Below are 19,916 nucleotides of genomic sequence, written 5' to 3' on the forward strand. Positions count from 1 at the left end.
GCATGGCACCGATAACGCAGTCTGGGTGAACCGCCGCATGATGGCTTTCAGGCAAGGCGATTGCCGATGCGAAGGTTCGCTCCGGGCCGAAAACAGCCTGCCAAACCAATATCGGTGAACGTCCGCTTTAGCCGAAAGAGTCACCCCGCAATTGCCAGTGCCCTGAACTTGATGGCCTTAAAACAAGCCGCAGCCCAAACCGCAGGACTGCATCCCTGTGGGCGTCGTCATCCGCGAGGGCGACGTTCTCTGGAAGCAAGAGGATAGCTGGGCGCTGACCTCAGCTGGTTGAGCGTTGTGATCGGCGAGAAGGCCAGCGGGCCGCGCCCTCGCCGCATCTGTATGCACGCATCTGCAAATTACGCGCCACGCGGCCGTTTGTAGCGGTTGTAACCCCACAGATATTGGGTAGGCGCGCGGGCAATCAGTTGTTCGATCTGATTGTTTAGATGCGCCGCTGCGGCCTGGCGGTCTGTAGACAGTGGCTCGGTCAGCACTTTCAGATGGATATGGTAAGCACAAGATGCCGCCAGGCGTTCTGCAAACACCATCACAATGGGCGCACCGCTGATGGCCTGCAGACGCTGCACCAGGTTCATGGTGTACGCCGGTTTACCAAAGAAGGGTGCCCAGTCGCCTTCGCCGCCACCGGGACATTGGTCTGGCAGAATGCCAATGGTTTCACCGCGCTTGAGTGCCTTGACCAACATGCGCACGCCACGCGGCGTGGCCGGGGCCATGGCCAGGTTGGGGCGACTGCGCATGCGTTCTATCCAGTCGCGCAGCCAGGGCTGGTGCGGCGGTTTGAACAGCACGGTGGAGGGCGAGTACTGTGCAAACAGCGGCCCCAGCAATTCAAACCCGCCCAGATGCGGCGACAACAGAATGAGCCCCTTTCCCTGGGCCAGTAGTGCGTCAGTGGTTTCGTGGAAATTGGCTGGAGAAATATCCAGCCGTGACATCGGGTTTTCACGCATCCAGAAATACGGCATTTCCAGCACCATGCGCCCGGCGGCGCGGCTGGCCTCACGTAATTGGATGGCAGACGAATCCGGATAGGCTTGCAGATAATTTTGCTGCAACCGGGTGCCGTAGCGCCCCGGCAAACGGGCGACGCTAGCGCCCAGCAAAGCGCCAAGTGCTTGCGCCCAGGACAGCGGGAGCAAGGAAAGCAGCCAGAAAATGGCGGTCATGGAAGTCCCGGCTCGAAGACGTTGAGCGGTAGTGTGAGTCGGGAAGAAGCCGGGAGGAGAAAACCGGTTTCGACAGAGCGTTCATGTGCCACTTTGGGGCAACTGCAGCACTCTACCGGGTAAGTCACAAGGCGATAAGCGCAGCGTTGTGTCGCGGGTGTAATACAGACATATACCGTGACCTTGCTGACAGGGGGTCTGTTTCAGATCTTTGATTTGATGAGAAAAATGGCAACTGATGCATCACTTTGGGTGTTCGGCTGCATGGGCAATCACAACCGTGGCGGATACAAAAAACCGCAAAGCGACCCAGCAGAATCTCAATTGCTCAAGGGGATGTCGTGAAAACGCCCTATAAATTGCGCTGACCAAGCGGCCAGGCGTTCCAGGGCAAGCAATCGAATCCTCGCATTAAAACAAAAAAGCACCGGAAGGCGCTTTTTTGCAGCCGAACAATTCATCCTCATTGCTCGGCCAGTTTCATCGGTCAGAAACCACCCCACAATCAATTCAAGAACCGGCTTGCCTTGTCGGGCGCGGTTTTCATTGTGGTGCTCCCCCAGGAGTCAAACGCCGGCAACAAGTAAACCGGTGAAGGCGGTGGGGCCCGCTATCTGGCAACAAGACCCAGTTGCTGCAGGAACGTGAGATTGTCTTCCAGATGCCAGTTCTCGGCGATCTTGCCGTCGTGGATGCGATAAATATCCGTCGCAATAAAATCCACAGGTTGACCACGACCCTGTACGCCGTTAAAGCTGCCCGTGAAATGACCGGTGAAACGCAAGTGAGTTACAACGCGATCTCCGGTCACGATCATCTGGGTTACTTCCGCGTGAATATCAGGCACCGCGCCATGAAACCCTTTCCACGCCGTGAGGGGGCCAGTAATCCCTTGTGGTCGTCCCGGTGGCAACGTGCGGTCCATGAAATCCGGGGCTAACGCCGCGCGCTCTGTCGCTTCATCCCCGGTTGTCCAGAAGGTGTCGTACAAGCGGGCGGCGTGTATTTGCTGTTCCAACTGCTTTTTGGGCAGTGTTTTATCCACAATCAGCACACTGGGTTTGACGAGATCATCGGTGGCAGCGCTGGTTTGCAGTGCGACCAGTAACAGGCTGGCAGCAACCAGCCATGGCGGGCAGCCGGTCACAATTGAGCGTGTGTTGCTTTGCATAATGCATTCCTTGATGTGCAAGGTAAGTAGGCGTGCGGGGAATGGCCACATTCAGATGGAACGGGTCGCGGCTTTGCCCAGTGAGGGCTTGCCCGACGCATTGGTGTGGGCATCTTCCGGCTGCACGGCTGATCCATCGAGTTTGCGGGCGAAGACAGTGAGAACGAGCGCACCCGCCGTGACCGCAGCGGCAACCCAGGGCAAAACATCCAGCGGCTGGCCGTGCGACAAAGCCCGCCCGCCCAGCCAGGCCCCCATGGCATTGCCGACGTTGAACGCACCAATATTCAGGGTCGAGGCCAGGTTCGGGGCATGGCTGGCTTTGCTCAGGACACGCATTTGCAGGCCGGGGATGGTGGCGAACGCTGCAATACCCCAGACAAAGATGGTGATCAGTGAGAGGAGTTGGTGATGCATCGTGTAGCTGAACAGCCCCATGATCACGATGAGCGCTGCAAACACCACGGTCAGTGCCTTGAGTGCGCCTCGGTCGGCAAACTTGCCGCCGACCCAGTTTCCAACCGCCAGACCGACACCGAACATGACCAGAACAGGCGTCACGGCATGCGCGGCGAATCCACTCATGTCCTCAAGAATCGGCGTGATATAGGTAAAGACCACGAACACTCCGCCGAACCCGAGCACTGTCATCAACAACGCGAGCCAGAGCTGGCCTTGCTTGAGCGCACTGATCTCGTGTGCCAAACCGCCGGATTTGGCCTCCCGCTTGTCGGGTACCCACAGCGCCAGCGCCATGGCCGCTACAACACCAGCGACCACCACCGCCCAGAATGCCACCCGCCAGCCGTGTGATTGGCCAATAAACGTGCCCAGCGGCACACCCAATACATTGGCCAGCGCCAGACCGGTGAACATCATGGCCACCGCGCTGGCTTGTTTATCTGTGGACACCAGCGATGCAGCCACCACCGAGCCAATCCCGAAGAACGAACCGTGGGCGAACGAGGTAATCACCCGCGCAATCATCAGGCTCTGGTAGCTGGATGCCGTGGCACACAATACGTTGCCGACAATGAAAAGCCCCATCAGCAACAGCAGGGCCAGTTTGTGCGGTATCCGGCTGGTCAGGAGTGCCAGCAACGGTGCGCCGAATGCCACACCCAGGGCGTAACCACTCACCAGCAAACCCGCATCCGGGATAGATACAGACAATGAATGTGCGACATCGGGCAGGATGCCCATGATGACGAACTCGGTCGTTCCGATGGCGAAGGCGCTCAGCGCCAGCGCAAGGATGGGAAGGGGCATGCGTTTTCCTTAGAAGAAATTGCAGGACCCTGAACACGCTGCCCCGCACGGTTCAACCAACATCGGGGTTGAGTATTGCGAGACATGGTTCGGCGTGTATTGAATCTGGTTGCCGTAAATTGCTTAAAAAGTACGTAACGTGCAGGTATGACGCCCGAGCGGGGGCATCCTGGATACGCTTGGCCTGGAGTTCAAGCACCCCTATCCGGAGTCCGGCAATTTTGAGCAAAAAGCAGCAACAGTATTCAAGACCCCAGAATATGCGAAAGATTTATGATCTTGTCATATTGATTGCCCGCCAATGGGCAGACCAATGCAAGCCGCGTGCCGGCTGAAGGGGGCGGGCAAAGCCGGGTTAATGACTAATTGTTGAGACACCATTCATGCAATCTGATCGAGATTACGGCCGGGATTTCGTAAAACCATTCAAGACAGACTCGATCTCGGTCTCGCAACTCATCACTCGGGGCCCCAAAGGCGCTCGCTTGCTGGTTTCCCGCTTGCACCGGGATACCGAAGGACATGGTTTGGCAATGCCAACACCTGGCGATGCGGTCTTTTCTGTCATGCTGCAATTGCGCGAGCAAAACTACAGAGAGCTTTTTCTGGATGGCAAGTGCGTTCACCGTGGTACTTATCTGGCACGTTCCACCAGCATGGTCAATCACCTTGAACTACCCCGCGCAAACCTGAGTAGCCCATTTGATTTCCTGATGTTTACTGTCCCGCAAAGTGCACTGAACGACATCGCGGACGAGTCGCGTGTTGGGCGAATTGATCACCTGTACTGCCAGCCTGGTGGCGTCCTCGATGAAACCGTATGGCATCTGGGCCAGTCCCTGCTACCGGCACTGGCGCGTCCGCATGAGGTGAGTTCTATGTACGCTGAGTCCGTGATGCTGGGTGCGTATACCTATTTTGCGCAAACATTTGGCGGCATGCGCCCGTCCAGAGAACGGACAGGGCTGCTTGCACCCTGGCAATTGAAGCGCGCCATAGAGGCCATGAAGTCGCAGATTGACGAAGATGTCTCGCTCAAAATGCTTGCCGAGGCCAGTGGTTTGTCGGTCAGTTACTTTATTCGGGCGTTTAAATCCTGCACGGGTGAACCGCCACACCGCTGGATGCTGCGTCATCGGGTTGAGCGTGCCAAAGAGCTCCTCCTGGGGACCGAGGCCACGCTGGCTGAAGTGGCGGTCAGCTGTGGGTTCGCGGATCAAAGTCATTTCACGCGTGTTTTCAGGAACTTTGTTGGGGTCAGCCCGGCGGCCTGGAAACGCACGGTTCGCCACTGACTGTTCTTGTCCTCGACCACCGCCATACTCGGCTCTCCTGGGGAAAAAGTGCCGGTTCCAGGCCGCCCGTCCCTTTGAATTGCGCGCAAGTGCGTTTGGGCAGTTTTGCGCCCGGATCAGGTTGTGCCTCGCTAAAATCCGGCAATTTTGGGCAAAGCACAGCACCTACCTTCAAGACCCGGAACCGCCGAAAGATTTATGATCAACTCATATTCATGGCTTGCCAGGGGCCCGACAAAAGCAAGCCGGAATGCCGGCCGGGGAGGGCCTTGCCGGGTCAGGGATTCCTCATTGAGACGCAAACCATGCAATCCGATCTTGAATACAGCCGGAACTATGTAGAGCAATTCAAGGCAGACTCCGTGTCGCAACTCGTCACCCGGAGTCCGCAAAGCGCTCGCTTGCTGGTATCCCGCTTGCGCCGGGATACCGGTGGACATGGTCTGACCACGCTGCCGCCTGGCGACGCTGTATTTTCAGTCGTGCTGCAACTGCGTGAGCAGAAAGAGAGAGAATTATTTCTGGACAATCATTGCGTTCATCGCGGTTCGTACGCTGAGCGCACCACCAGCGTGGTCAATCACCTTGAGCTGCCCAGAGCCAACTTGATCAGCCCGTTTGATTGCCTGATATTCACCGTCCCGCAAAGTGCGCTGAACGAGATCGCTGATGAGGCCCGCGTTGGGCGGATTGACCACCTCCACTGCCCGCCCGGCGGTGTGCTGGATGAAAAAGTGTGGCACCTGGGAAGCTCCCTGCTGCCCGCGCTGCAACGCCCGCATGAAGTGAATTCAATGTATGCCGAGTACGTGATGCTGGCTGCTTATATCTATTTCGCACAAACCTTTGGGGGCGTCCGTCCGGGTAAAGAACGTGCTGACACGCTTGCGCCCTGGCTCAAACGCGCCATGGATGCCATGGAAGCGCAGATGGATACTGATGTCTCTCTCAAAATGCTCGCTGAGGCCAGTGGTTTGTCGGTTCGTCATTTTATCCGCGCATTCACGGCCAGCACGGGCGAAGCGCCACACCGCTGGATGCTGCGTCATCGCGTCGAACGTGCCAAAGATTTGCTGACAGGCACCCAGGCCACGCTCGCTGAGGTGGCGATCAGCTGCGGGTTCGCAGATCAAAGTCATCTCACGCGCGTGTTCAAGACCTTCGTCGGGGTGAGCCCGGCAGTCTGGAAACACATGGTCCGCCACTGATGGCCCGTTGAATCAACCCGCCCGGCAAGGCTGCTGCAACAAGGCGGCCAATGATGTCGATATGAGCGAGCATGTCGCGTTTTCACCGGCGAGCCGTGCGGGCTGCCGCGGTAGAACAAAGCCTTTGACTTGTTGAAGCAGAACGCCAATAACTCATTGGTGGTAAGTGAAAAGCGAGCCACCGCCAGCGCATTGTGCAAATCGCACTCAAAACAGCCCTGTCAGACAGAATTCCCGCTCAATAACAATCAGCCCTGGCATGCGCCCGCATGTTTTGGCATGTCGGGTTTTGACCGATCACGTGGAGAAGATGGTCGTGCGTTCCCCAGTCGGTTACCCCAAGGCCGAGTTCAATCTGCGGGGAGATAACGGTGCAGCCACGGGTGGTCTGGCCGTGGACTCCAACCTTGGCTGGAAAGGTCCCGAGTCTTATGTAGCAAGACCCGCAAGAGCGTTACGACATTTTCATGAACAACTACACAGAGCACACCGGGACGCTGGTGACGTTCAACAAGGCAATCAAGGATTTGATGGCCACGTACGTGAAGTATCCGCCCGCAAACGGCAGAGCGAGAGCTACACCAGCGCGATCACGCTCTCGCAATACCAGCGCTTTCAGTACATCCGGGAGCAGTTATCCAGGGAAGGTTTCAGCATTCCGATGCCTTCGGGTTGATATGACCTGACGGTATCACCACCCACCCCGAGCGCGCGTCCGGGGTGGGTATGTGATGGTTTCCGGGTTTATCGCACCACGCCCAAGCCATGGAGACGCCGACTGCCGAGGCAGTGCCGGGCAACGTCAAGGCCGTGCGTGTTGAGTACGGCTCAAAAGCCGACTCCGCCCGATTCTAGCCATTCCAGTCTTCATCCGGTCCGGCGCACAAGACGGGGCAGGCCTGGCAGGATGGGTGATCCGCCCGTTCAGATATCAAATGTTCCACATTGTTTTGACGCGACAGGAGTTGAAAGATGTTTCTTGCCAGAGTCCTTGCCAGTGTGATGTTGTTGCTGACCCTGACCAGTCCGGCGCGGGCGGCAGATGAGCCGCTCTCATTATGGAATGACAGCCCGTCGCGCAATGCCATCATCGACTTTGTGACGCGCACAACCACCAATGGCTCGTCGGATTTTCTGCCGCCCGAGCAGCGCGTTGCTGTTTTCGATAACGACGGCACGTTGTGGAGCGAACAACCCATGTATTTCCAGGGGTTGTTTGTCTTTGACCGTATTCGTGAACTGGCTCCCCAGCACCCGGAATGGAAGACGAAGGAGCCCTATGCCTCCATTCTGAAAGGGGATTACAAAAAAGCGCTGGCCGGTGGCGACAAAGCACTCATTACCCTGGTGATGGCAACGCACGCAGGCATGACTGCGGATGAGTTTTCCAGCATCGTCGCGCAATGGCTTGCGACCGCAGAACACCCCACGCTGAAACGCCATTACACCGAACTGGTGTACGCCCCCATGCTGCAATTGCTCGATTACCTGCGTGCAAATGGCTACAAGACGTTCATTGTGTCTGGCGGCGGCATTGAGTTCATGCGCGTGTTTGCAGAGAAAACCTACGGTATTCCGCCAGAGCAAACCATTGGTAGCAGTATCAAGACGAAGTTTGAAATGAAAGACGGCAAGCCGCAGATTATCCGCCTGCCGCAGATTGATTTCGTCAATGACGGGCCAGGCAAGCCAGTGGGGATCGCCCGCTTTATCGGGCGTAAACCAGTGATGGCTTTTGGCAATTCGGATGGCGATATCCAGATGCTGCAATACACCACCGGGGGTAGCGGCCCGCATCTGGGGGTCATCGTCCACCATACGGATGCCACGCGAGAAGTGGCCTATGACCGGCAGTCTTCCGTGGGCAAGCTGGATAAAGGTCTGGATATCGCCGCCGCCAATGGCTGGATCCTGGTCGATATGAAGCACGACTGGAAAAAGGTGTATCCATTCGAGTAGGGACGGGTGGGCGTGGTGGCTATCCAGGCCTTCTTCGGTGAGCTGAAAAGCCCTGTGCTATACAGACTCCAACCCGACGATGACCCGCGCTGCGCTCAGCGGTCACTCGATTTGCGGGATTGTCTTCCAGAAGATAGGGCGTCTTGATCATGCGTATTGTGAGAAATATCTTGTTGTCTCTGGGCCTCGTGATGGCGGCCATGGCTTCGGCGATGGCTGCAGACAAGCCCAATATTGTCGTCATCATGGTCGATGATATGGCGCCTATGGACGTGTCGGCCTACAACCGTGGCCTTGGCGCTGTCACCACCCCCAATATTGATCGCATTGCCAAAGAAGGGGTGATGATCTCGGACTATTACGCCCAGCCCAGTTGTACCGCGGGGCGCGCAGCGTTCATCACCGGGCAATATCCTATCCGCACGGGTCTGACTGCCGTGGGCCAACCGGGCGCCAAAATCGGCCTGCAAGCCAGTGATGTCACCCTGGCGCAGTTGCTCAAGGCCGAAGGGTATGCGACCGGTATGTTTGGCAAATCTCACGTGGGTGATCGCGATGAATACCTGCCCACCGTGCACGGGTTCGATGAGTTCTACGGTTTTCTTTATCACTTGAACGTGATGGAAGTGGCAGAAATGACCAACTTCCCGAAAGACCCGAAGTTCCCCGGGATTCCCCGCAACATGATTCACGCGGTGGCAACCAATACAGATGACCCCACCGAAGAGCCACGCTGGGGACGGGTCGGCAAGCAGAAAATCACGGATGAAGGCCCGCTGACCATTGAGCGGATGAAGACCGTTGATGACACGTTCACTGATATGTCGATTGACTGGATCAAAAAGCAGAAGGCTGCCAACAAGCCGTTCTTCCTGTGGTTTAACCCGTCACGCATGCACCAGAAGATTCACGTCAGCGATCAGTGGCTGGGCAAGAGTGGCCATACCGAATACACCGATGCGGTCATGCAACTGGATTCACTGGTAGGCAAGCTGCTGGATACGCTTGATCAGCAAGGTTTGAGCAAAAACACCATTGTTTTGTTTACCTCTGACAACGGGGTGAACCTGTCGCACTGGCCGGATTCCGGTGCCGCTTCGTTCCGGGGCGAGAAAGGGCTGACCTGGGATGGCGGCTTCCGGGTGCCCATGCTGGCCCGCTGGCCGGACCACATCAAACCGGACACCTGGACCGGCGAGTTCATGACTTCTGAAGACTGGGTGCCGACGCTGATGGCGGCAGTGGGCAAGCCAGATGTCAAAACCCAATTGCTGACTGGCCTGAAGGTGGGTGACCGCACCTTCAAAAACCACCTGGACGGCTACAACCAGCTAGACATGCTGACTCAGCCTGGTGGCAAGTCCAAACGGCATGAGTTCTTCTACTTTGCCGAAACCAGCATGAACGCAGTCCGGGTTGATCAATGGAAAATCCACACGGCCATCAAGGACAAGTGGATGGAGGCCGCCAGCCAGGTTCCAGGCGGGTTGGTGATCGACATCAAGATTGATCCCTATGAACGCTCGCCCGAAGCCGGTGACCATTTCCGCTGGCAGCAACAGCGCAGCTGGGTGATTCCCATCCTGCAGCCGTACATTGAGGCGTTCCAGAAGAGCATGAAAGATTTCCCGCCCTCGCAAAAAGGCTCGCCGGGGATCGGCATGGCTTCGATGGACGATGACTGATCTCCGTGTGCCAATGAGTGCGGCCTGATCAACCGGACCAGGCTGCCCCGGCGCTGTACGTACCGGGGCTTGCTTTGGTTTACCTGGTCACACGTTCAAACCCAGGCAGTTTCCAGATATCGGACAACATCTCTTGCCTGGGGGTGGTCGATGCACAGAATGGCGTGGAAACAGCCTGTCGGACGAGATGATCACGGGAAAGCGGCCATTGGCGTTGTTCAAAGGCGGATCATTTCGGGAACAACAGTGTTGCCAGCAATCGCACACCCCAACCGTGCGCGCCAGAATCTGGCGAGTCTGCCCAATAGCGCAGCCCGCCGCCCAGGCTGACGGGCTGATTGCCAAATTTCACCAGCTTGGTGATCTGTCCGTTAATGGGAACAGACCATTGGCGATTGCGCCAGTCATAGGTGGATTCCGTATTCAGCGAATACGTCCAGGCATCCTTGGTGGTATAGGCCAGAAAGGGTTGCACGAAGGTCGCGTTGACTTCCGGGCGGTCGCTTTTCCCGGCAAATGACCAGATGTGATTGGCCAGCGCGCCGTAGGTCCAGCCATGGTCTTGCCAAAGCAGCACTGCGGTAGGGCCAGCGCCCCATTTCTCGGCGCCAAGTGCACTATTGGTATCGGTGGGGAGCAACAAGACCGGGCCCACACCCCAGATCAGGCCGCTGGCTGTTGGTTTTTGCGGCGAAAAGAAAAAGCTCTGCACGACATCGCCCAAGCCGCTTTGTGTGCCGCCATCTGGCGTGATGTCGGTTTGTGACTGGATCGGCACAATGGTGCGCGAGATCAGGTTCCACTCATCATTCAGGTGGAACGGTATGACTGGCTGGAAATTAAGCAGGTACCTGTCGCCATCCCGTGCCGGGCCAATGTCGTCATCGTAATTGAACTGGAAGGGCACGCTGATGAGCGCCGCGACCGGGTTACTCAGTTGCTGGGCCAGATCGGCGTTGTCTTGTGCCAGCGCCTGCGTGGCGGGGAAAAGCAGGAGCGCCGTGCCGGCGGCTCGCGTACTGGTGAAGAAATTTCTGAACATGCCATTCCTCTGGACGAATACTTTCAGGTCAGTCGGGCAAACTGCCGCCCTGAATGGGCAATCTGGCTGTCTGTTGCAGGGCGGGCGAAGTGGCGTAGTGACGCGCGGCTCAAGCCATGAGTTGTGAAATCCAGACCACCAGCCAGCGGTGTTGGCTGACCAGTAGACGGTCGCGGCATGACGGACTAACGGCCAACAGCCAGCCCGTAAGATGTGTGCCAGGCCCGCAAGCAGGCCGGCTAAAGGTGCAGGCGTCGACGTGCAATACCGGCGAGCCCTACACAGGAATCATAGTTAAGGATTCCGGGCAGGCAAGCGCGGCCCCACGGCCAGACACTGCGGCCTCAGAACGCGCGGGAATAATTCAGCGCCACGAAGAACAGATCGCCCGTATCAAACGCGCCCTTGATGGTCGGGTTCTGCACGCCATTACCCTGCATGCGCAGATATTCAAAGGTCGCGCCGACGGCAGACTGGGCGTCGAGCTTGTATTGGGCGCCGGTACCAAAGCGCCACGCCGCGCCGGCTGGCATGGTCAGTGAGCCATCGCCCTGGTTTTTGTACATGGAGGAATCCCAGGCAATGCCACCATCAATGCGCCATTTCTCATCTGGCCGGTATTGCAAGCCGACGGCCACATGCCCGGTATCTTGCAGACGGCTGCCGCTTTGCGTCTGGATGCTGCCAATCTCTACCGTACTGTCTGAATAGGCCGACCAGTCTTGCCAGCCCAGATTGCCCATGATGGCAAACTGGCGGTTGATATCGTGATACGCGCTGAACATGACCTGTTGGGGCGTATTGACCAACGCGGCCAGTGGCAACGAGAACGTGTCAGTGATGGTGGCGCCGGTAGCCGGGAAGGTATGGGTGAAGACGATCTTGTCATCAATGGCAAAGTGGTAGTCGGTCTTGCTGGTGTAGGTCAGGCCAAAGCGCGTGGCCGGATCGGCATCATACAAAACGCCCAGATGGGCGTTCAGGGCCCAGTCGTGATCCTTGCTCTTTTGCTCGCCCTCTACGCTGTCATGCTTGAGCGAGAAATACCCGTAGCTGATCCCTACGCCTGCGCCGACGGACCATTGATCATTGAGCCGGTACGCCGCAGTGGGCTGGATGTTGAGCGCTGTCAGCGTGGCATCGGTCACGAGGCCGGAGGCAGCCCAGTCGCCATAGTGCAAAGCCAGACCGAAATTGCCATACATGCCTACGCCCAGCTTGAGCCGGTCATCGACAGAGTGGCTCCAGAAAAAACTGGCGGAAGGGAAGGGTTCCAGCACATTGCCGGGGCTGGCGCCGCTGATCTGGGCGTCATTGTCGAGGTGGTAACTACTGTTACCGGCCAGCACCTGGACTCCGGTGGTGAGTTGATCTCCGGCCAGATGGGTCATGCCCGCCGGGTTACCCAGAATGGTGGTGGCATCCTGCGCGCGTGCCGCGCTACCGGCATTGGCAAGGCCGACTTCCGGGCCAGCGGTTTCGTACAGATAGATCCCACCGGCTTTTACTTGTGAGGCTGCTGCAGCTGCGAGCAGCGCGACCAACTGGATGTTTTTCATGACGCGATTCCAGATGTGGGCGACCAAAGGACATCAGGTGGCCGTTAATTTGATGGCTGAAAGGTGATTTCAGAGCAGTGCACCCATTAATTTGGCAAGCACCACCTTGAGCGGAAACTGGGTCAGGCAAACAATCAAAAACGGCACCGCCGCAGGCAAGGCAATCAACAAGATGCCGCCCTTGCCAAAAGGAAATAGCCGCATTTGTTTGACTGCCTGATAGATCGTCTGCACATCTGCCACGGGGCCCAGCTCCGGGGAATCCAGGATGGGTTCGTCTTCCACCTGCTGGCGACCAATCCAGCGCTGATCGACCAGCCGATGGTGGTGACTGACCAGCACGCCGTATTGCAGCAAGCCCTGCCGTTTCAGCTTGGCCAGAGGTATTGCCAGCGGAAGAAATGGCAACAGGAACAACAACGTAATCAGCACCACTGCGACCAGCATCTCCAGGCGTAACTGCGTCACGGTCAGCCCCTGGTACACCATTTCCTCGGCAAATGAGGCGGCAATGACCGAGGCCAGCGCCAATGCCACCAGACTGAATGTATTGACCATGTATTTGGTAAAAGCCAGCCCGGCCGCCTGATCGGGATGCGTCGGCAACAATTGCAAGGGCAATCGCACCAGCCGATGCAAGAGCAAGAGCAGCAAGATCGCCCGCCAGAGCCAGATCATGGCCAGTGCCACAAACAGCGGACGCACCACCAGTGCCACCCAGTAACCGGCAAAGGTGATGTGTTGGGCTGCTGCAGCGGAGCCCCAGGTGTGGTCTTCGAGTGCGGCATAAGCAATGCCCGCAATCGCCCAGGCCAGCACCACTGCCGTGATGATGATCCACGGGCCAGTCTGGTTTTTGAGGCGATTCACACTGGCCAGGAGTGCCTCGAAACCCGTCACACGTTCAGGCGGGACGAGCCCGGACTGGACAAAATAGCCCAGCAACGGCGGCAGACTTTGCTGAGCAATGCCCTCTGCCACCACCAGCAGCGGAATCGCGATCAGGCAACGCACATGAAACACGAAATGCCCGAGCACCGTCTCTGGCCCACCGCCGTACCAGGCCTGGCCAGTGGCGATACTCCAGATGATGATGGGCAGCCAGGCAGCGGCGACAAACACGAGCACTCTGCGGCGGATGCCCAGGCTGTTTCGGGGAATCAGCCCCAGTTTTTGCTGCAGACGAAAAGCCGGGTCATTGCGTATCAGTGACCATTGCCCGACAGGGTTGCTCGCGGGCCACTCACCCGTGGCATCAGGATTAGGCTGCACCAAGTTGTACGCTCCTTCTGCTGTCTGATCAGTCCTGGGCCGGAGTACGGGCGAATCGCATAAACCAGCATATAAACAGAATGTCGATTTGGCGCCAGGAATTCACCAGAACCACGCCTGGCCGATTTGGGGTAATCCGTTGCAGCCTCGATGGTGTTTACAAGCCTGCAGGCCGCCAAACAGGGCGGCCCGGAAGGGACGCTGACAGCTGACGGCGAGTGCGCTGGTCTGGCCTCGTACGTTGCACTCATGGTTCTCCCGTCTATGCTGATTGAGAGCCCGTCGTACTTTTTTGTTGATCAGTCGCAGGCTACACATCCCCTTGAGCGGCGCTCGGCTATGCCTGTTCCAGAGCGTCGTCACACCGCATTGGCCCGTCAGGAGAATTCAATTGCTTACCGCTCGTAAAACGTTGTTGGTCATGACACTGATTGCTGCAAGCCTGGCAAGCAGTGCGCCGGTCTGGGCCAAGGACTGGCCTGATCCGCTGCTCAAAACTGCGGGCACACCGGAGAACGTGGCCAAAGGCATGGAATACGATGCCTACGAACTGGGGTTATCCGCCTACGCCTGGGGGTACCCACTGGTACGGATGGAGCGTGTCGTGCGGGAGTACACCGACGTACCCAGCCCCAAGCCAGACACCAGCTACCGTGCACCCATGAACCAGATCGGCTGGGCCCGTGAGCTGGCCACGCCAAAAGCACTGGATATGCCCACGGCCAATAACGACACCGCCTACCTGAGCGCGGTGGTGGATCTGTCACATGGGCCCTATGTGTTATCGGTACCCGACACCCACGATCGCTACTACGTGGTGGATACCTTCAACATGTGGCAGGAGCTGGAACACTACATTGGCCGCCGTACTACCGGCACCAAGGCCGGCCGCTTTGCCCTGGTCGGGCCGGGCTGGAAGGGCAAGCTACCGGCTGGCGTGAAGCGCCTCGATATCAAGACCAGCAAGGTCTGGCTGTGGGGTCGTATCCGTGTCTCGCCGGGCGAGGACATGAACAAGCTGCACGCCTTGCAGGATCAGTTTGATCTGCGTCCGCTTGCTGAACTGGGGAAGAAGAACTGGAAAGCACCGGCGGCCTCGCTGACCCCGTTGCCAGAGATTGGTGATGATCCGCTTGGCTTCTACACGCATCTGGCCGCTGCGCTGAAAGACAACCCGGTGCGCCCGGATGACAAGGCGCTGTACGCGCAGTTTGAGCGGATAGGTCTGACCGACAAGGGCTTTGATCCCAGCAAACTCACTGATCCATAGAAAAAGGGGCTGATGCGGGCCATTCAGGATGCCCCGTTTATTCCGATCGCTGCGGTTGCCCAGGCTTCTGAGTCGCGGCAAGGCTGGAGCTTTAACCGTGGTCTGGACAGTTTTGGTTACAACTACCCCATGAGAGCCGTAGTGGCCGGCGCGTATCTGGGCGGCAACGGCGAGAAAGAAGCAGTCTATCCGCTGCGTTATACCGACAGCCAGAACCAGCCGCTGGATGGGGCGAATGACTATACGGTGAAGTTCTCGGGCGAGCCCCCCAACAACGCGTTCTGGTCGCTGACCATTTACGATGCCACGACCAAGATGTTGATCGAGAATTCCATCAGCCGTTACAAGTTTGGCAGCGACACGAAAGGCATCAAGAAAAATGCCGATGGTAGCTTTACCGTCACGGTCTCGCCCAACAAACCAGCCGATGGCGGGAACTGGTTGCCTTCACCCAAGGGCGGGTTCTACGCCATTCTGCGTATCTACCAACCCAAGGAAGAAGTGTTGTCCGGTGCCTGGAAATTGCCGGAGTTTGAGCGTGTGAACAAATAGCGGGATAACAGCCCCGGCGCTACCCGCGTCGGGGCTGTCAACGGCTGGTCAGGCTCAGCCAGTCACTTCTTCAAAGTCCGGCATTTTGAAGGTCTTCTGGTTCAACTCATCCTTGGCACCGTAAAAACGGAACGCCGGCAAGGGCCGCTTGCCGCTGGTGGGAATCCAGTTTGCTTCCAGCCCGGCGGGCGCTTTGGGACCAACATACAGCGTGACGCTGCCGTCAGCGTTCTTTTTCATTTTGTCCACGTCATACGTGGATAGCGTAGTGCGATTGGAGTCGCTGTAAATGAAAGAGAAGGTGGCCCGGTCGTACACGGTGAGAGCCCAGAATTGCTTCACCGGCATATTGGGCGGGACGTCCACCTTGTACAACCTGCCTGCTTCCAGCGGCTTGCCACTTTTATCGCCCATCGCCATCAGGTACTGGTTGGCCGGAGACGCGGTGATCTCTTTGGGCATGTACGTACACCAGAAGTACTCTGCCGCACGCTCGGTGATATCGATCCGGTCTGGATAGGTAAATGTGAACGTGTGGTTCTTGTCGGTCTGCATTAGTGACACGTATTGCCGGTCTGGCCAGAACACGCGCTTGACCATTTCGGTGTCAAACCACCATTGCAGGTAGAACCAGGCGTCAATGGCAGCCTGGCGCATCGCCCGTTTGGCGGTGTCATCCGGCGCAAACGGTTTACCTTTCTCGATACCCAGTGAGGTCAGCATCCCCATCATGACTTTGTCTTGTTCCTTGACCGGCTCAACCGTCATGATTTCGTGCATGTCGGCAAAGTGACGCTCGTCGTAGAACGGCAAGGTGGGATACCGGACATTGGCCGGATCAACAAATTTTTGCCGAGGCGGGTTACTGGCCTCGGAAAGGTAATACATCCGCAGCTTTTGCGAGTAGCGATAGGCATCGTCTGCCGACTTGCCCGCAGCAGGCACCGACCGGAACGCAAACGCGATCCGGTAGTTGGGGGAGGGCACGTGGATATATCCGCTTGGCACCGTGCCGGTATAACCGGGCGGCGTGAACAGGATTTTGCCGCCCTTACCCTTGTCCAGCCCGGATGGACCGACATCCGCGATGGTGAATTGCCAGGCATCCACCACCTGGCCGTACAGACTGCCATCCGGCCCGGCTGCGGGCAGTTCGAGCACCACCGGGCCCTGGCGTAAATCGGAGAACGCAGAGATATAAGGCGTGGTGCTATTGGCGGTGATGGCTTCCAGTAACGGCGTGGCGGGTCTGGAATACGTGATGATGTCGTTGTCTTTGAGGCCCAGGGTCTCAAAGGCCGCACGCCGGAAAGTGTAGATCGCAATCGCGGGCATATTCCAGAGAATGGCCTCAAAGGCCCGGTGGTATTTGACCTCGTAATCGAAATCCTTGATGGACGTCTTTGCCCCGGCAGGCGGCTGCCCGCCAAGTGGCTCACCGTCAGCACCGGCCGCGCCGGTCAGTTTGACGGGCTCGGTATCGGCTTGCACCTCACTGGCAGAAAGCGTCACTGCGCTGGCCACCGCCGTTGCTGCGCTGGCCAGCAGAAAATTACGTCGATCCACATCGGTCTCCCTGGTTCACTTCGTTGCACACCCGATAGCCACGCGTTGCTGCAAAGCGGCCAAAGGCAATGAGTCATCTTAGGCAGACAGCCTGACTTGTGCCCAGGTACCCGGGTGACCCAGGCCCGACGGCGCCACGGGCATGACGGGTGCAGTACCCACGCCAACACTGACAGCATCACCGGCGTGGGCTATGTTGATCAGGAAAAAAGACGCAGATAAACAATTATTCAAGGGGGCAATCAGATGAGGCAAAGGCATAACCGGGCCTATCGCCCAGTCTTGCTTTTCCTGAACTGGAAACTCATCGGTCTGCCCGGCGTGATTCTCATGGTGTCGGGCGTGGTGGCTCAGGCCACAGACATCGAACCACGTTCTTATACCAATGCACCCATCGGCCTCAATTTTCTGGTGGTTGGCTTGTCGCGGGCGGACGGCGGCATGTCACTGGATCAAGCTATCCCGCTGGATGACGCACAATTGCGCGTCCAGACCGAAGTGGCGGCGTTTGTTCACGTGTTTGAACTGGGTGGGCAATCGGCCCGGTTCAATGTCAGCGTGCCGTACTCCAGCATCCACGGCACCGCCAGCTACGGCGGGCAGCAAGTCGGGCGGGATATCTCTGGCGTGGGTGACAGCAAATTCCAGATTTCAGCCAACTTTATCGGCGCACCGGCATTGAGTGCGGCTGAATTTCCCGCCTATGCCGAAGATTTTGTCGCAGGGGGCAGTATCCAGATCTCCGCCCCGACCGGGCAGTACGACAGCAGCAAGCTCGTGAATGTCGGTACCCATCGCTGGTACGTCAAACCGGAAGTCGGGTTTACCGAAAGATTGGGAAACTGGTCTATCGAAGGCGCGACGGGAGTCACGGTGTTTAGCACCAATCACGATTTCTTTGGGGGCAAACAGCGGGAGCAAGACCCGGTCTATAGCGCGCAAATCAATCTGGTCCGGTTCTTTCCGGCTGGTGTCTGGGCGGCACTCAGTGGCGCGTGGTTGCAGGGTGGGCGTACCACGGTCAACGGGGTGCTCAATAACGACTTGCAGCAAAACACCAGAATTGGCGTGACGATTGCCGCCCCCATCAATCGCTACAACTCGGTGAAGCTCAATTACAGCTCCGGCGTGGCGGTCCGCACTGGTACCGACTTCAACGTGCTCAACCTGGCCTGGCAGGTGCGATGGGGCGGCGGCTTGTAGCCAGACGTCGTTCCTGGGTTCTCGCGCAGGTCTGCGGTTACGATCTTTCCAGGCAAATTGTGCAGAGCGCCGTTTTTTTATGGGCGACGGGGCTGTGTGCCGGTTGCGTTGACAGATAGCCGCAACAACGAGGAACGCGGCCTGGGCGTGCTCTACGAACCGCTGGCATGGCACGCCCGGTGTGGTCGCGTGCTCAGAGCGCCAGCCCGCCGTCGATCGTAATGCTCGATCCCGTCATATAACCCGATTCCGCGCTGGCCAGATAGGCCACCAGACCGCCAATTTCATCTGGCTCGCCCGCGCGCCGAACCGGGATCATCGGCTTGAGCGCGTCGATCATGTCTGAGGTCATGTCGGTCGCGATCGGGCCCGGTTGAATGTTATTCACGGTGATCCCTTGCGGGGCCAGGTCAACCGCGATGCCTTTCACCATGATGGCCACGGCACCCTTGGTCATGGAGTACACACTGGAACCGGGGTGACCGCTGCGTACGGCGGCGTTGCTGCCAATGGTAATGATGCGCCCACCACGTTGCATGAACCCCGCTGCCGCCTGAATGGCCAGGTACACACCACGCACGTTGATATTGAGCATGCGATCCAGGTCTTCCACGCTGAAGTCGGCTACATCCTTGATCATGAGGATGCCGGCATTCACCACCGCGATGTCCAGCTGGCCAAAGCGTTCTACGGCGTGAATCACTGCTGCTTTGATCGCTGCCGGGTCAGCGCTGTCGGCCTTCACGGCCAGTGCTTTGCCACCCTGTTCCTCGATGGCTTTCACCGTCTCGGCTGCTTTTTCAGGGGCCGAAACATATGTAATGACGACATCCGCGCCATCCCGCGCCAGTCGCCGGGCTGCTGCTGCACCTATCCCGCGAGAGCCTCCGAAGACAATGGCTGTTTTTCCTGCAAAGGGTTGAGTGTGAGTCATGATCAGTTCCATTTTTGACATTTCAGTCAATAACAAAGTAAAAAAATATGCCGGCCTGGTGCCCGGCATGATCTGTCAGCGCGGTTTAGTGTGCCTTGATCCGGCCTATGGCAAAGCGGGCCAGCGTGCGCAAAGCTTCTGCCTCACCGCCGGCACGGGCGCTCAATTGTAGCCCCTCCATGGACATCAGAATAAAACCGGCCGCTTCTTCAGCATTGAGTGTGGGGTCGATCTCGCCACGGGCCTGACCCTCTGCCACGCGCTCTGCTACCCGTCGGGTTAATAGCGGGCCAGCCTTGCTACGCAGCTTGACGAGTTCCGGATCGGTTGCGCCAAATTCGCAGGTGGCACCAACGCCCATGCAGCCCAGGGCTCGTTCGGCGTCATCCTCTTCAATCAGCCCGATCAACAAAGCCGCAAGCCCCTCCAGCGCAGACGCAGGCGCATTCAGCCGTGCCAGATGGGCCGAGGTGCTTTCTTGCTGATAGTGCTCCAGCGCTTCCAGGTACAGCGTGCGCTTGTCGCCGAACGCGTTGTACAGGCTTTGCCGGCCAATACCCATCGCGCCGAGCAAATCTTCCGTCGACGTGGCGGCATAGCCTTTGGCCCAGAACACACGCATTGCGCGGTCCAGCGCTTCATCCCGATCAAATTCTCTAGGTCTCACCATGGTTCAAGGCTAGATGTTATGGAATTATCTGTCAATAAAGAATGATGATGAACCGATCCATGATGAGC

Annotated in this window: 19 protein-coding genes; 9 read left to right on the forward strand and 10 right to left on the reverse strand. The window is 57.9% G+C overall.

What is annotated here, in order from left to right; all coding sequences use genetic code 11:
- Positions 1–359 precede the first annotated feature (359 nt).
- Positions 360–1,193, reverse strand: coding sequence for a lysophospholipid acyltransferase family protein (locus IEX44_RS14415; RefSeq protein WP_188695279.1), 834 nt, complete (start codon positions 1,191–1,193; stop codon positions 360–362).
- Positions 1,194–1,370: 177 nt separating this feature from the next.
- Here IEX44_RS14415 and IEX44_RS14420 point away from each other — a divergent pair, with 177 nt between their 5' ends.
- Positions 1,371–1,538, forward strand: coding sequence for a hypothetical protein (locus IEX44_RS14420; protein ID WP_188695282.1), 168 nt, complete (start codon positions 1,371–1,373; stop codon positions 1,536–1,538).
- A 265-nt stretch (positions 1,539–1,803) separates the two neighbouring features.
- Here IEX44_RS14420 and IEX44_RS14425 read toward each other — a convergent pair whose 3' ends face one another.
- Complete coding sequence (locus IEX44_RS14425; protein WP_188695284.1) at positions 1,804–2,364, reverse strand: ester cyclase; 561 nt, start codon at positions 2,362–2,364, stop codon at positions 1,804–1,806.
- Between the two features lie 51 nt (positions 2,365–2,415).
- Positions 2,416–3,633 (reverse strand): MFS transporter, encoded by a 1,218-nt coding sequence (locus IEX44_RS14430; RefSeq protein WP_188695287.1) that lies wholly within the window; start codon positions 3,631–3,633, stop codon positions 2,416–2,418.
- Between the two features lie 383 nt (positions 3,634–4,016).
- Here IEX44_RS14430 and IEX44_RS14435 point away from each other — a divergent pair, with 383 nt between their 5' ends.
- From IEX44_RS14435 to IEX44_RS14455, 5 genes are all read left to right on the forward strand, one after another.
- Entirely contained in the window at positions 4,017–4,928 is a 912-nt protein-coding gene (locus IEX44_RS14435; RefSeq protein ID WP_188695290.1) for an AraC family transcriptional regulator, read from the forward strand.
- A 305-nt stretch (positions 4,929–5,233) separates the two neighbouring features.
- Positions 5,234–6,136, forward strand: a complete 903-nt coding sequence (locus IEX44_RS14440; RefSeq protein ID WP_188695293.1) for an AraC family transcriptional regulator — start codon at positions 5,234–5,236, stop codon at positions 6,134–6,136.
- A 316-nt stretch (positions 6,137–6,452) separates the two neighbouring features.
- The gene (locus IEX44_RS14445) at positions 6,453–6,812 is read left to right on the forward strand and encodes a hypothetical protein (RefSeq protein WP_229679159.1); all 360 of its coding nucleotides are present in this window, start codon (positions 6,453–6,455) and stop codon (positions 6,810–6,812) included.
- Positions 6,813–7,108: 296 nt separating this feature from the next.
- Positions 7,109–8,095, forward strand: a complete 987-nt coding sequence (locus IEX44_RS14450) for an HAD family hydrolase (RefSeq protein ID WP_188695297.1) — start codon at positions 7,109–7,111, stop codon at positions 8,093–8,095.
- Between the two features lie 149 nt (positions 8,096–8,244).
- The gene (locus IEX44_RS14455; protein WP_229679161.1) at positions 8,245–9,780 is read left to right on the forward strand and encodes an arylsulfatase; all 1,536 of its coding nucleotides are present in this window, start codon (positions 8,245–8,247) and stop codon (positions 9,778–9,780) included.
- A gap of 229 nt (positions 9,781–10,009) precedes the next feature.
- Here the strand turns inward: IEX44_RS14455 and IEX44_RS14460 are convergent, their stop codons facing one another.
- The 4 genes from IEX44_RS14460 to IEX44_RS14470 form a co-directional block, all read right to left on the reverse strand.
- Positions 10,010–10,822: a hypothetical protein gene (locus IEX44_RS14460; protein WP_229679163.1), complete on the reverse strand. Its 813-nt coding sequence runs from the start codon at positions 10,820–10,822 to the stop codon at positions 10,010–10,012.
- Between the two features lie 23 nt (positions 10,823–10,845).
- On the reverse strand, positions 10,846–11,001 hold the full coding sequence (locus tag IEX44_RS21095) for a hypothetical protein (RefSeq protein ID WP_229679165.1): 156 nt from the start codon (positions 10,999–11,001) through the stop codon (positions 10,846–10,848).
- A gap of 165 nt (positions 11,002–11,166) precedes the next feature.
- On the reverse strand, positions 11,167–12,381 hold the full coding sequence (locus IEX44_RS14465) for an OmpP1/FadL family transporter (RefSeq protein WP_188695301.1): 1,215 nt from the start codon (positions 12,379–12,381) through the stop codon (positions 11,167–11,169).
- A 69-nt stretch (positions 12,382–12,450) separates the two neighbouring features.
- Positions 12,451–13,656 (reverse strand): hypothetical protein, encoded by a 1,206-nt coding sequence (locus IEX44_RS14470; RefSeq protein WP_229679167.1) that lies wholly within the window; start codon positions 13,654–13,656, stop codon positions 12,451–12,453.
- A gap of 388 nt (positions 13,657–14,044) precedes the next feature.
- Between IEX44_RS14470 and IEX44_RS21100 the strand changes: the two genes are divergently transcribed.
- Positions 14,045–14,923, forward strand: a complete 879-nt coding sequence (locus IEX44_RS21100; protein WP_229679169.1) for a DUF1254 domain-containing protein — start codon at positions 14,045–14,047, stop codon at positions 14,921–14,923.
- 12 nt (positions 14,924–14,935) lie between these two features.
- Entirely contained in the window at positions 14,936–15,475 is a 540-nt protein-coding gene (locus tag IEX44_RS21105; protein ID WP_229679171.1) for a DUF1214 domain-containing protein, read from the forward strand.
- Between the two features lie 54 nt (positions 15,476–15,529).
- Here the strand turns inward: IEX44_RS21105 and IEX44_RS14480 are convergent, their stop codons facing one another.
- Positions 15,530–17,041: a DUF1254 domain-containing protein gene (locus IEX44_RS14480; protein WP_188695306.1), complete on the reverse strand. Its 1,512-nt coding sequence runs from the start codon at positions 17,039–17,041 to the stop codon at positions 15,530–15,532.
- Positions 17,042–17,287: 246 nt separating this feature from the next.
- On the opposite strand from IEX44_RS14480, the gene IEX44_RS14485 reads away from it, so the two are divergent.
- Complete coding sequence (locus IEX44_RS14485; RefSeq protein WP_188695308.1) at positions 17,288–18,244, forward strand: transporter; 957 nt, start codon at positions 17,288–17,290, stop codon at positions 18,242–18,244.
- Between the two features lie 193 nt (positions 18,245–18,437).
- On the opposite strand, the gene IEX44_RS14490 is transcribed toward IEX44_RS14485, so the two are convergent.
- A complete protein-coding gene (locus IEX44_RS14490; RefSeq protein ID WP_188695311.1) occupies positions 18,438–19,178 on the reverse strand; it encodes an SDR family NAD(P)-dependent oxidoreductase in 741 nt (246 codons plus the stop codon).
- Positions 19,179–19,263: 85 nt separating this feature from the next.
- Positions 19,264–19,848: a TetR/AcrR family transcriptional regulator gene (locus IEX44_RS14495; RefSeq protein ID WP_188695314.1), complete on the reverse strand. Its 585-nt coding sequence runs from the start codon at positions 19,846–19,848 to the stop codon at positions 19,264–19,266.
- Positions 19,849–19,916 lie beyond the last annotated feature (68 nt).

It is taken from the genome of Silvimonas amylolytica, assembly GCF_014645555.1.
Lineage (GTDB): Bacteria > Pseudomonadota > Gammaproteobacteria > Burkholderiales > Chitinibacteraceae > Silvimonas > Silvimonas amylolytica.

Excerpts from the sequence above, each read along its gene's own strand:
- IEX44_RS14460 (WP_229679163.1), bottom strand. The coding sequence starts at position 10,822 with ATGTTCAGAAATTTCTTCACCAGTACGCGAGCCGCCGGCACGGCGCTC.
- IEX44_RS21105 (WP_229679171.1), top strand. The coding sequence starts at position 14,936 with ATGCGGGCCATTCAGGATGCCCCGTTTATTCCGATCGCTGCGGTTGCC.
- IEX44_RS14465 (WP_188695301.1), bottom strand. The coding sequence starts at position 12,381 with ATGAAAAACATCCAGTTGGTCGCGCTGCTCGCAGCTGCAGCAGCCTCA.
- IEX44_RS14490 (WP_188695311.1), bottom strand. The coding sequence starts at position 19,178 with ATGACTCACACTCAACCCTTTGCAGGAAAAACAGCCATTGTCTTCGGA.
- IEX44_RS14425 (WP_188695284.1), bottom strand. The coding sequence starts at position 2,364 with ATGCAAAGCAACACACGCTCAATTGTGACCGGCTGCCCGCCATGGCTG.
- IEX44_RS14450 (WP_188695297.1), top strand. The coding sequence starts at position 7,109 with ATGTTTCTTGCCAGAGTCCTTGCCAGTGTGATGTTGTTGCTGACCCTG.
- IEX44_RS14415 (WP_188695279.1), bottom strand. The coding sequence starts at position 1,193 with ATGACCGCCATTTTCTGGCTGCTTTCCTTGCTCCCGCTGTCCTGGGCG.
- IEX44_RS14430 (WP_188695287.1), bottom strand. The coding sequence starts at position 3,633 with ATGCCCCTTCCCATCCTTGCGCTGGCGCTGAGCGCCTTCGCCATCGGA.
- IEX44_RS14485 (WP_188695308.1), top strand. The coding sequence starts at position 17,288 with ATGAGGCAAAGGCATAACCGGGCCTATCGCCCAGTCTTGCTTTTCCTG.
- IEX44_RS14455 (WP_229679161.1), top strand. The coding sequence starts at position 8,245 with ATGCGTATTGTGAGAAATATCTTGTTGTCTCTGGGCCTCGTGATGGCG.
- IEX44_RS14495 (WP_188695314.1), bottom strand. The coding sequence starts at position 19,848 with ATGGTGAGACCTAGAGAATTTGATCGGGATGAAGCGCTGGACCGCGCA.
- IEX44_RS14435 (WP_188695290.1), top strand. The coding sequence starts at position 4,017 with ATGCAATCTGATCGAGATTACGGCCGGGATTTCGTAAAACCATTCAAG.
- IEX44_RS14440 (WP_188695293.1), top strand. The coding sequence starts at position 5,234 with ATGCAATCCGATCTTGAATACAGCCGGAACTATGTAGAGCAATTCAAG.
- IEX44_RS21095 (WP_229679165.1), bottom strand. The coding sequence starts at position 11,001 with ATGCCGCGACCGTCTACTGGTCAGCCAACACCGCTGGCTGGTGGTCTG.